The sequence below is a fragment of the Microbacterium sp. ANT_H45B genome (assembly GCF_008369345.1).
In the GTDB taxonomy this organism is placed as follows: Bacteria; Actinomycetota; Actinomycetes; order Actinomycetales; family Microbacteriaceae; genus Microbacterium.
On the sequence record NZ_VOBK01000003.1, the window covers coordinates 105,626 to 117,075 of the forward strand.

The 11,450-nt window shown below is 69.9% G+C and carries 8 protein-coding genes; 3 read left to right on the forward strand and 5 right to left on the reverse strand.

Annotated features, from left to right (window positions below):
• Positions 1 to 71: 71 nt before the first annotated feature.
• The 3 genes from FQ142_RS12760 to gabT are packed head-to-tail and all read right to left on the reverse strand — an operon-like array spanning position 72 to position 4,023.
• On the reverse strand, positions 72 to 1,520 hold the full coding sequence (locus tag FQ142_RS12760) for an aldehyde dehydrogenase family protein (protein ID WP_149423606.1): 1,449 nt from the start codon (positions 1,518 to 1,520) through the stop codon (positions 72 to 74).
• Positions 1,517 to 2,701, reverse strand: coding sequence for an acyl-CoA dehydrogenase family protein (locus FQ142_RS12765; RefSeq protein WP_149423607.1), 1,185 nt, complete (start codon positions 2,699 to 2,701; stop codon positions 1,517 to 1,519). Before FQ142_RS12765 ends, FQ142_RS12760 begins: the two co-directional genes overlap by 4 nt.
• Complete coding sequence (gene gabT, locus FQ142_RS12770; protein WP_262492148.1) at positions 2,698 to 4,023, reverse strand: 4-aminobutyrate--2-oxoglutarate transaminase; 1,326 nt, start codon at positions 4,021 to 4,023, stop codon at positions 2,698 to 2,700. The genes FQ142_RS12765 and gabT overlap by 4 nt, the downstream gene beginning before the upstream one ends.
• 89 nt (positions 4,024 to 4,112) lie before the next feature.
• Between gabT and FQ142_RS12775 the strand changes: the two genes are divergently transcribed.
• Positions 4,113 to 5,468, forward strand: coding sequence for a PucR family transcriptional regulator (locus FQ142_RS12775; protein ID WP_149423609.1), 1,356 nt, complete (start codon positions 4,113 to 4,115; stop codon positions 5,466 to 5,468).
• On the opposite strand, the gene FQ142_RS12780 is transcribed toward FQ142_RS12775, so the two are convergent.
• Positions 5,465 to 6,616 (reverse strand): CaiB/BaiF CoA transferase family protein, encoded by a 1,152-nt coding sequence (locus FQ142_RS12780; RefSeq protein ID WP_149423610.1) that lies wholly within the window; start codon positions 6,614 to 6,616, stop codon positions 5,465 to 5,467. The genes FQ142_RS12775 and FQ142_RS12780 overlap by 4 nt on opposite strands.
• Entirely contained in the window at positions 6,613 to 7,632 is a 1,020-nt protein-coding gene (locus FQ142_RS12785; protein WP_188042400.1) for a LacI family DNA-binding transcriptional regulator, read from the reverse strand. The genes FQ142_RS12780 and FQ142_RS12785 overlap by 4 nt, the downstream gene beginning before the upstream one ends.
• 141 nt (positions 7,633 to 7,773) lie before the next feature.
• Between FQ142_RS12785 and FQ142_RS12790 the strand changes: the two genes are divergently transcribed.
• Both FQ142_RS12790 and FQ142_RS12795 read left to right on the forward strand, forming a co-directional pair.
• Entirely contained in the window at positions 7,774 to 9,801 is a 2,028-nt protein-coding gene (locus FQ142_RS12790; RefSeq protein WP_149423612.1) for a primary-amine oxidase, read from the forward strand.
• Between the two features lie 37 nt (positions 9,802 to 9,838).
• Positions 9,839 to 11,449 (forward strand): ABC transporter substrate-binding protein, encoded by a 1,611-nt coding sequence (locus FQ142_RS12795; protein ID WP_149423613.1) that lies wholly within the window; start codon positions 9,839 to 9,841, stop codon positions 11,447 to 11,449.
• Position 11,450: the final 1 nt, after the last annotated feature.

Consider the following 11,450-nt stretch of genomic DNA (forward strand, 5'->3'; position numbering starts at 1 on the left):
TCTGCCACCCGCAACCGACACCGGCTGGCGGAAATCGGACACGGCAGTGGAGGCATCCGCTCCCGCCGGGATCAGCCCTTCAGATACACCGTGGCCGTCTCGGTGAAGAACTCCCGGGCTGCGGCCCCCTGCTCCTTCGGGCCGAGCGCACTCGCACCGCTGCCGCCGAACGGCACGTGCAGATCTGCGCCGGCCGACGCCGAGTTGATGTGCACGACTCCGACCCTGATCTCCTCGATCGCGCTCAGCGCGTCCGCGAGACCGGTCGTGAAGACCGCGGTCGAGAGGCCGTACTCGCTGTCGTTGACGAGCGCGATCCCCTCCGCGGTGCTCGAGACCCGGCGCACGCCGATCACGGGGCCGAACAGCTCCTGCGTCCACAGCTCGCCCGGGTCGTCCTCGTCGAGCTCGAACACCGACGGCGCGATGAAGTAGCCGTCATCGAGGTCGCCGGGCCCATACGGTTCGGGGGCGACCACGGCTGTCGCGGTCGTCCGAGCGCGCGCGATGGCGGCCGCGACGCGGTCTCGCGCGGCGCCGTCGACGACGGGTCCGACCTCGACCGCCTGATCCTGGGCATCGCCCACCACCATCCGCTCGGTGCGGGCCGCGAGTCGGCGCAGGAACTCGTCGGCGACCGCGTCGTGCACGATCACCCGAGACGTCGCCGTGCACTTCTGCCCCGCGGCACGGAACGCGCCGACGGCCACCTGCTCGACGGCGACGTCGAGGTCGGCATCGGCGAGGACGAGCGACGCGTTCTTGCCGCCGAGCTCACCCTGGAACGGGATCCCGCGCGCCGCCAGCTGCGCGGCGATGATCCGGCCCACCTTCGTGGATCCGGTGAAGGTCACCGCGTCGACATCCGGATGCGAGACGATCGCCTCCCCCACGGCGGCCGTGCCGTTCACGAGGTTCAGCACTCCCCGCGGCAGACCGGCCTGCTCGAGCGCCTCCGCGAATCGCATCGCGAGCACGGGCACGAAGGTCGCGGGCTTCCAGACCACCGTGTTGCCCCAGACCAGGGCCGGGGCGAGCTTCCAGGCAGGAATCGAGATCGGGAAGTTGAAGGGCGTGATCGCCCCGACGACCCCCACCGGTCGTCGGATCACGAGGATGCGCTCGCCCGGGCTCGGAGACTCGAAGACACCGCCGCTCTGACGCTCCACCTCCTGAGCGTGGAAGCGGAGGATGTTCGCGGCATGGCCGGTCTCGGCTATGGCCTCGACGAGGGTCTTGCCCTCTTCGCGCGCCAGCTCCCTCCCCCATTCGTCACGATGCGCCTCGATGATGTCCGCCGCGCGGAGAAGTATGCCGGCGCGTGCGCGTGCCGGTGTACGACGCCAGCCGTCGAACGCCGCGCGGGCCGCCGCATAGGCGCGATCGACATCCGTGTCCGACGCACCGGGGCCTTCGGCGACGACGTCGCTCGGGCGGCTCGGATTCACGTCGACGAGGGGCTCTCCCCCGCCGTCGACCCAGGTCCCGTCGATGAAGTGGCGCAGGGCGATGACGGTCATGATGCTCCTTCGGTGACAGTGCCGCGGAACGCGGAGAATCCGGTGATGTGCGCGCCCAGCACGAGCGTGTGCACCTCGTCGGTGCCCTCGTACGTGCGCACGGATTCGAGGTTCGCGGCGTGACGCAGCGGCGAGTAGTCGCCGGACACCCCGTTGCCGCCGAGGACGGTCCGCGCCTCGCGGGCGATCGCGATGGCCGCCCTGGTGTTGCTGAGCTTGGCGACCGAGATCTGATGCGGCGCGAGCCGTCCCGCATCCTTCAACCTGCCCAGACGCAGAGCGAGCAACTGGGCCTTCTCGATCTCGACGGCCATGTCGACGAGCTTCTGCTGCGTCAGCTGGAACGCGGCGATCGGCTGGCTGAACTGGATGCGGGTGCGGGAGTACGACAGCGCCGCGGCGTAGCTGTCGCGCGCGGCGCCGATGACGCCCCAGCCGATGCCGTAGCGCGCCTCGTTCAGGCAGGAGAACGGCGCGCGGAGGCCGCGAGCATCCGGCAGCTGTGCGTTCGCCGGCAGGCGCACGTCGGTGAGCGTGATGTCGCACTGGATCGATGCGCGCATCGAGAGCTTCGGCGCGATCGGCGTCGCGACGAACCCGTCGGAGTCGGTGGGCACGAGGAAGCCGCGAACGCCGTCATCCGTCTGCGCCCAGATGATCGCGACCTGCGCGATCGAGGCGAGGCCGATCCACCGCTTCGCTCCGTTGATCACCCACCCGTCGCCGTCGCGACGCGCGAACGTGGTCATGCTCGACGGATCGGACCCGGAGTTGGGCTCGGTGAGTCCGAAGCAGCCGATGACCTCGCCACGCGCCATGCGCGGCAGCCACTCCTGCTTCTGCTCCTCGCTGCCGTGCTTGTGGATCGCGCTCATCGCGAGCGACCCCTGCACCGACACGAAGGTGCGCAGACCCGAGTCTCCCGCTTCGAGCTCCATCGCGGCGAGACCGTACTCGACGGCGCTGCGACCGGCGCATCCGTATCCCGAGAGATGCATGCCGAGCAGTCCGAGCTCGGCCATCTCGGGCACGAGCTCGGTCGGGAAGACCGCGCGGTCGTACCAGTCGGCGATGTGGGGGCGGATGCGGGCGTCGACGAACGCCCGCACACGATCGCGCGTCGCCCTCTCGTCGTCGCTGAGCATCTCGTCGAAGTCGAGCAGGTCGGGAACGGCGGTCATGCTGCGGCCTCCTCGGCGGCGATCACACGGATGGAACGGCTGAGGATCTCGAGCCCGGTGTCGAGCACGTCCTGCTCGATCACGAGCGGCGGAAGCAGGCGGATGACGTTGCCGTGCGTGCCGCAGGTCAGGGTGAGCACGCCCGCCGCGTGACAGGCGGCGGCGACCCGCTGAGCGAGGTCGGCGCGCGGCGTGAGCGTGTCCGGGTCGGCGAACTCGATCGCCATCATGGCTCCTCGCCCTCGCACCTCGGCGATGACCGGGAAGTCGGCGAGCAGTGGCTCGAGATGGGCACGGATCGTCTTCTCGATGCGCTCGACCCCCGGCAGCAGCTGGGGATCTTCGAGCACGTCGAACACGGCGAGCGCCGCGGCGCAGGCGAGAGGATTGCCCGCGTACGTGCCCCCGAGGCCGCCCGGGTGGGCGGCGTCCATGATCTCGGCACGGCCCGTGACCGCACTCAGCGGCAGCCCGCCGCCGAGGGCCTTGGCCGTGAGCGTGATGTCGCCGGCGACTCCCTCGTGCTCGCTCGCGAACAGGCGCCCCGTGCGGCCCAGGCCGCTCTGGATCTCGTCGATGACGAGCACGATGCCGTGGGCGTCCGCGATGCGGCGGAGCCCCGGGAGGAACCCTTCGGCGGGGACGATGAATCCCCCCTCGCCCTGGATGGGCTCGACGACGAGCGCCGCGAAGTGCTCGGGGCCGTGCTCGACGACGATCCGCTCGATCTCCGCGAGCGCGGCATCGGCACCCTCACCGCGCAGCGGGTTGGCGTTCGGTCCCCGCACGACGTCATGCGGGAACGGGCCGAACGCGGTCTTGTAGGGGTGCTCCTTGGCGGTCATCGCCATCGTCAGCAGGGATCGGCCGTGGTACGCCTCGTCGATCACGAGCACCCCGGGTCGGCCGGTGTGCGCCCGCGCGATCTTCACCGCGTTCTCGACGGCTTCCGCTCCTGTGCTGAACAGGGCGGTGCGCTTGTCGAAGTCGCCGGGCACGTGGGCATTGAGCCATTCGGCCACGCGCACGAACCCTTCGTACTCGGTCACCATGAAGCACGTGTGGGTGAAGAGGTCGAGCTGGGCGGCGACGTTCTCACGCACATGGGGGTTCGCCGCTCCGACGCTGGTCACGGCGATACCGGAGGCGAGATCGATGAGCGTGTTGCCGTCGACGTCCTCGAGAGTGGAGGTGCCCGCGCGGGCGATGAAGACGGGGAGGGCGATTCCGAACCCGGACGCGACGGCGGCGGTGCGCTGAGCGTGGAGCTCGCGCGATCGCGGGCCGGGGATCTCGGTGAGCAGATGCGGAGCGGTGGTCATGAGGTCGACGCTAGGGCGACGGGTTGGCATCGCGTCTGACACATCGCCCTGTCTTGCCGAGTGAATCAGGCATACTGCACAATGGCGACATGGTCTCGCTCGGAGAACTCGCTCTCGCATCGGGCGCCTCGCTGCGCCCTCTCGCACCGTTCGACGCCGCGCGCGGCATCACCGGAGTGCATGTCTCCGAGCTCGATGACCCCGGCCGCTACCTCGACGGTGGCGAACTGCTGCTCACCACCGGCATCCCGTTGCACGCCGGCTCTGCGGACGTCTACGTCGACCGCCTCGCCGAGCAGGGCATCGGCGCGATCGGGATCGGTCTCGGCGAGGGGTGGGAGCATGCTCCGTCCGCGCTGGTGGAGCGATGCCGCACGACCGGTGTGCCGATCTTCGAGGTGCCCGACGGCGTCCCGTTCCTCGACGTCTCCCGAGCATTCTGGTCACTCGCGGGTCGTGGGGGCCAGGAGGAGGCGATGCGTACCGCGCACGCCCACACCCGGCTCGTGCAGGCCGCAGCCGGAGCGGATCCGATCACGGCCGTCGTCCGGGTGATGGCACAGGCGATCGGCGGATGGGTCGCATGGCTGCCGATAGGTCGCGGCGGCTCGGCAGGGATCCTGCATCCGCCGTCTCTCGAGAGCATGCTGCCTTCCGTCCGCGCCGACGTGGAGAGGTCCCTTCTGCGCTCGGGAGTCGAGGCCGCGTCGTTCGTGTCGCACGGGTCGACGGTCGTCGCGCACGCGGTGACCGACGGCGAACGCACCCGCGGGGCGCTCGCGCTCGGAGCGGGCAGACCTTTCGGCGGCGCGGACCGCCAGCTCGCCCTCACCGCCACGGCCCTGCTGCGACTGCTGAGCGCGCGGGAGCGCGGAGGCCCGGCGCCCGAGGCGTGGGTGGCTGAACTCGCGCTTCGCGGCCAGCCCGCAGCCGCGCGCGCACTCGCGACCGCCGCCGGCATGGAGATGCCGATGCTCTTCCGGGTCCTGGCCGGCGTCGCCTCGACCGTCGAGGGAGGATTCGGTGCCGGGAGCGCCCATCACGGAGTGCACCTCACCCTGATCTCCGCGGATGCGGACGCGGGCACCACGCCCGATTCCGGAGTCTTCAGCGGGCCGGTCGCCCTGGAGGACGTCTCAGCCGCAGCCGCCCGGGTCATGGCCCTCCACCGCGCGGATCCCGGCGCAGAGGCTCGCATCGATCCGGACTCCCGGTCACGACGCTGGGCCGACCTGCTCGCGCGCACGGAGCCGGAACTGCGGCGCACGGTCATCGCCTACCTGCGCAATCGCCATCAGGCCGAGCGGACGGCACGGGATCTCGGCGTGCATCGGAACACCATCCGGCCGCGGATCACCGCCGCGGAGAAGATGCTCGACGTCTCGCTCGATGACCCCGATGTCGCCGCCGAGCTGTGGCTCGCGCTCCGCGATCGCGGGCTCTAGCGATCGGCATCCAGCCATGCCCGGACGGACTCGTCATGCTCGCCGAGGCGCGGGGGGGCGGATGCGCTCACCGGGATCGCCGGAGACCAGGTGAGCGGTGAGCGGATCTGCGTAGACCGACGCCCGTCGGTGCCGACGGCGTCCCACACGGGGTCGAGCCCGAGCTCCTCGGCGAGCGCGATCCCGTCGCCGATCGTATTGACGACACCGGCCGCGACGCCGACGCGATTCAGCCTCGCGGCCCACGCCGCAGCCGTGTCTGCGGACAGCGACGACTCGAGCTCGGCGACGAGCTCCTCGCGATGCGCGACGCGCTCGGAGTTCCGAAGGAACCGCGGATCGGCGGCGAGCTGCGGGCATCCGAGTTCGGTGGCCATCCGTGCGAACTGCGCGTCGTTGCCGCAGGCGACCGCGATCGGCGCGTCCGCGCATCGCAGCGATTCGTAGGGAGCGATCGACGGATGCCGGTTCCCCAGCCTCTCGGGTTCGGCACCGGCTCCCAGGTGCGCCGACATCTGGTTGACCAGGGCCGCCTGCAGGCTCGACAGCAGGTTGACGTCGATCCTCGAACCACGCCCGGTGAGCTCCCGTCTGCGCAGCGCCGCGAGGATGCCGATCACCGCATCCTTGCCCGTCAGCACATCGACGAGGGCGACACCGGCCTTCATCTCCTCGCCGTCGGTCTCGCCGGTGATGTGCATGAGGCCGCCGACCGCCTGGGCGACGAAGTCGTATCCGGGAAGCGCGGCGCCGGCCCCGAGGCCGAAGCCGCTGACCGAGACGTAGACGAGACCCGGGTGCTGCGCGATGAGCGCGTCCCCGTCGAATCCGAGTGTCGCGAAGAGCCCCGGCCGGAAGTTCTCGATCACCACGTCGCTCCTCGCGATCAGCTCGCGCGCGCGTGCCACGTCGCCCGGATCGGTGAGGTCGAGAGTCACGGACTCCTTGCCGCGGTTGGCGGATTCGAAGTAGGTCGTGATCCCGGATTCGGCGTAGGGCGGACCCCACGCCCTGGTGTCGTCACCCGTGCCCGGTCTCTCGACCTTGATGACCCTGGCACCGAGATCGGCGAGGGTCATGGTCGCCAGCGGACCCGCGAGCACGCGAGAGAAGTCTGCGACGACGATCCCCTCGAGGGGCGCGCTCACCGGTGCACCCGCAGCGCCTGCGAGGTGGACTCCCTCGCGACGACCGCGATCGGGAACTCGACATCGGTGCCCGACGCCGCCCGGCCGTCGAGCAGATCGATGAGCAGCTCGGCGCAGGCGACCCCCGAGTCACGGGGGCGCAGATCGATCGAGGTGATCGATGGAGTCAGGAAGGGCAGCGACGGATGGTCCACGCACGAGACGACCGTGATGTCCTCGCCGATCGTGCGCCCCAGGCGTCCGAGGACGGCGACGACCTCGATCGCGCTGGAGTCCGGCCCGCAGATGATCACGTCGGTGTCGGGATTCGTCTGCAGCAGCCGTTCGGTCGACTCGCGAACCGCGTGCCACGGCGCCTCGAACGAGATCGGTGCGATGACCGGCTCGAGGCCGCGCGCCGCGCACCCGCTCCGATAGCCGGAGACCAGCTGGCGCGACCAGTCCGTCGCCTCCGGGGCGACCAGCAGCGCGGGATGCTGCGCCCCGGTGGTGTCGATCTCGTCGAGGAGTCGGAGCATCGCCGCTTCGTGCGACGACCAGATGACGCCGTCGGGCACGCCCTCGACGTCGTCGGGCAGATGCTCCTGCGTGACGATCGGGATGCCGGACGCCATGAGCGACGGCAATCCCGGGTCACCCGAGACGGGGTCGCCGATGATCAACCCGTCCGCCCGGATGGGCCGGGAACGGCCGGAGGAGGCCGACGGACTCACGATGGTCACGTCGATGTCGTGCGCAGCCGCGCTCGTGACGATTCCGAAGGTGAAGGCCATGTAGTACGACGACCGGGACACGACTTCGGGGAGCACGATCCCGATGGTGCCGATCGCACCGCCGCGCAGGTGTCGCGCCGCGGTGTTGACCGAGTATCCCAGCTCGGCGGCCGCGGCCAGCACGGCTTCCCGCGTGGCCGGAGACACGCGACCGCCGCCGCTGAGCGCGTCGGACGCCGTGGTCTTCCCGACCCCCGCGCGCCGAGCGACATCGATCAATCTGGCGCGTCGTGGCTCTTGCATGCGGCCGAGTCTAACCACACGGAGCAACCCGTAATCCACTCGAAACACATCGGGTCTTGCGCCGTAACACGCTTTTCGCATACTTTTGCCGGAACGTTCCGGCACGCAGACGTTCCGGCACCGACTTCCGATGGAGACCTCATGAACTGCAGCTGTTCCTCGTCCGACCACGTCCAGCGCTCGCGCCGACTCGGCGATGAGTCCGGTGCGCCGTACGCGACGCTCTCGGCTGACGAGCTGCAGCGTGTCGCCGAGATCCTGCGCGCCCACGGCGCCCTCGACGACGAGCACCGCATCGCCTACCTCGGCCTCGACGAACCCGACCGTGCCGCGGTCACCGCCGGCCGAGCCGTCCCTCGCCGCGCCAGGGTGCAGCTCCTCGATGTCGACAGCGGACGCGCCAGGGCGCTCTGCGTGGATCTCGCCGCCGGCACTCTCGCGAAGGACGTCGACATCGACCCCGACCTCGACGGCCAGGTGCCGCTGCTGCAGGAGGAGCACGCGATCATCCGCGAACTCCTCGGCGCCGACGACCGCTGGGCCACCGCGCTCTCCGCCCGAGGGATCGACGACCCGAGCACGGTGGCGCTCGCGGGCCTGTCGGCGGGCCGATACCCGATCGAGGGCGAGAGCGGACGCCGGCTCGCACGCGTGCTCGGGCACCACCAGCCCACTCCGCAGACCATGCCGTGGGCGCACCCGATCGACGGCCTCGTCGCGTACGTCGACCTCGCGTCCCGAACCGTCGCCGATGTCATCGATGTCGGCGTGATGCCGATCCCTCAGGAGACCGCGGACTATCACGTGCCCGGCACCTTCGGTCCCGAGCGCACGACGCAGAAGCCGATCGTCATCACGCAGCCGGAGGGTCCGAGCTTCTCGTTCGACGGCGACGTCATCTCCTGGGAGAAGTGGTCGCTGCGCGTCGGCTACGACATGCGTGAAGGTCTCATCCTGCACGGCATCGGATTCGAGGACGACGGGCGAGTGCGGCCCATCGTGCACCGCGCCTCGATCGCCGAGATGCTCGTGCCCTACGGAGACCCCGGCCCTGTGCGCTTCTGGCAGAACTACTTCGACACCGGCGAGTATCAGCTCGGACGACTGGTGAACGCGCTCGAGCTCGGTTGCGACTGCGTCGGCGACATCACCTACCTCGACGTGCCCATCGCCGATGCACGAGGGAACGTCAAGGTCCTGCCCAACGCCGTCTGCATCCACGAGGAGGATGCGGGTGTGCTCTGGAAGCACACCGAGCAGTTCACCGGCTCGAGCGACGTGCGGCGGCAGCGCCGACTGGTGATCTCGTTCTTCGTCACCGTCGGCAACTACGACTACGGCTTCTACTGGTACCTCTACCTCGACGGCAAGATCGAGTTCGAGGCCAAGGCCACCGGGCTCGTCTTCACCGCCGCCTACGACGAGCGCACCAGCCGATTCGCGAGCGAACTGGCACCCGGACTCGCTGCCCCGTACCACCAGCATCTGTTCTGCGCCCGTCTCGACATGGCGGTCGACGACGGCCCGGCCGTGATCGACGAGATCGATGTCGGAGCCCTGCCGATCGACGACGACAACACGCACGGCAGCGCCATCGGATTCACCGCGACCCGCTTGCGCAGCGAGCAGGAAGGACGCCGTCGCGCCAACGCGACGGTCGGCCGCACCTGGCGCGTGAGCAGCGCGACCGCGAAGAACCGCCTGGGCCGACCGACCTCCTACGTCCTGACGCCGGAGGGCAAGCCCGTGCTGCTCGCCCGGCCCGAGTCGGTGATCGCGTCGCGTGCGCGCTTCGCGACATCCGACCTGTGGGTCACCGCCTACGACCCTGACGAGCGCTACCCCGCCGGCGACGTCGTCAATCAGAGCGCACCCGAGCAGGGCCTTCCCGCCTTCGTCGCCGACGACGCATCGATCGACGGCGCCGACCTGGTGCTCTGGCACACATTCGGTCTCACGCATTTCCCCCGCACCGAGGACTGGCCGATCATGCCGGTCGACACGTGCGGGTTCACCCTCAAACCCCACGACTTCTTCGACCGGAACCCGACCCTGGACGTCCCGGCCTCCCCCACCGCATGCGCCTGCGCTCACGAGGACACCGGCTCTGCGAACCCCGAGCACCATCTGCATCACCTCTCTGTCCGCCCGTCGTCGCACCACGGCTGATCCGCCGTCGTCCGGCATCCCGAAGGGAAACACCGACATGCACACAGCAGCTCGCACGGGGCTGGCGATGTCCGCCATCGCCGTCCTCACACTCACCGGATGCGCCGCCGGCGCCTCACCGGACACCGAGCCGACCCAGGATGAGGTGGCGCCCGGCTTCCTCGCCGTCGCCGACGACGCGTTCGACGGCGGCGGCGACCTCGTCGTCCAGGTCGACTACGACACCGCAGAGGCCAGCGGCCTCGATCCGCAGGGAGCGGCCACCGCACGCTCATGGATGCTGGAGGGGCTCTCGTACGAGACCCTCACCACGATCGACGAGAACCTCGACGTCGCACCGTCGCTCGCCACCTCGTGGGAGACGCCGAGCGACACCGAGTACGTCTTCACGCTCGCCGATGACGCGGTGTTCTCGAACGGACGCGCCATGACGGCCGCCGATGTCGTCGGCAGCCTGCAACGTCTGCTCGACACTCCGACGACGTGGACGGGTCAGCTCGGGCCGATCGCATCCGTCCAGGCGACCGGAGACCTCGAGGTGACGGTCACCCTGTCGGAGCCGTACGCCCCGTTCCTCGCCGCCCTGGCGAACACCCCCGCCGCCATCCTGCCGATGGCTGAGATCGAGGCGGGCGAGATCGACATCACCACCGAGATGGTCGGCACCGGTCCTCTCGTCGCGACCGCGCACCGACAGGACGAGGAGTGGACGTTCGAGCCGAACGAGCACCACCCCGATGCCGACGCACTGGGCTTCTCGACGCTGACGATCGACATCGTCGGCGATGAGGCGACGAGGGCCGCCGCGCTGAGAGACGGGTCGGCGGACTTCGCCGTGCTCAACTCCATCGACTCGGCGGAGCTCCTCGCGAACGCGCAGGACGTCAGCGTCGTCGGGCAGAGGAACACCGACTTCCACTACCTGATGATCAACTCGCTCACGGGCGACGAGGCGCTGCAGGATGCAGACGTGCGCTTCGCCATCAACAGCGCGATCGACCGCGACGCGATCAACGAGCTCGCGTTCGGCGGCTCGACCGCCGCGACAGGGGTCACCCCGGCCGGGCTCCCCGACTCGTGCGTCGCCGAGGACCTCCCCTCTGCCGCTCACGACGTCGCCGCGGCGAAGGCCGTGATCGACGGGATCGGAGGCCTCGAGCTCGACCTCGTCGTGTACACCGACGAGCCCGTGCTCGCCCAGATCGCGCAGGTCATGCAGCAGAACCTCGCCGAGATCGGCGTGACCGTCGACATCCAGCAGGTCGATTACGCCACGTACTCCGATCAGGTCTACGGCAGCCCGGCGACCTTCGATCTCGCGCTGAGCTGGTTCGCCGGCTACGCGGACCCGGCGATGGTCACGACGTGGTGGAATCCCGAGGTCGCCGGCTTCTCGGCGGTCTTCATGAAGGGCTCCGACGAGCTCGACGGACTCATCGCCGACGGCTACTCGACCGAGCCGGGAGCCGACCGGGCCGCCGTGTTCGAGAACCTCTGCGCCGTCGCCGACGAGCAGAGCGAGATGGTGCCGCTGGTGCTGCGTCCGTCCACGATCGGATGGAACACCGAATCGCTGTCACCGACGCTCGGCAGCGACGAGGGCTACGGCGACTTCCTGCGCTACATCACCCAGTTCCGCGCCAGCTGAC

Coding starts and splice junctions, on each gene's coding strand:
- FQ142_RS12765 (WP_149423607.1), bottom strand. CDS start 2,701: ATGACCGCCGTTCCCGACCTGCTCGACTTCGACGAGATGCTCAGCGAC.
- FQ142_RS12760 (WP_149423606.1), bottom strand. CDS start 1,520: ATGACCGTCATCGCCCTGCGCCACTTCATCGACGGGACCTGGGTCGAC.
- FQ142_RS12795 (WP_149423613.1), top strand. CDS start 9,839: ATGCACACAGCAGCTCGCACGGGGCTGGCGATGTCCGCCATCGCCGTC.
- gabT (WP_262492148.1), bottom strand. CDS start 4,023: ATGACCACCGCTCCGCATCTGCTCACCGAGATCCCCGGCCCGCGATCG.
- FQ142_RS12785 (WP_188042400.1), bottom strand. CDS start 7,632: ATGCAAGAGCCACGACGCGCCAGATTGATCGATGTCGCTCGGCGCGCG.
- FQ142_RS12775 (WP_149423609.1), top strand. CDS start 4,113: ATGGTCTCGCTCGGAGAACTCGCTCTCGCATCGGGCGCCTCGCTGCGC.
- FQ142_RS12790 (WP_149423612.1), top strand. CDS start 7,774: ATGAACTGCAGCTGTTCCTCGTCCGACCACGTCCAGCGCTCGCGCCGA.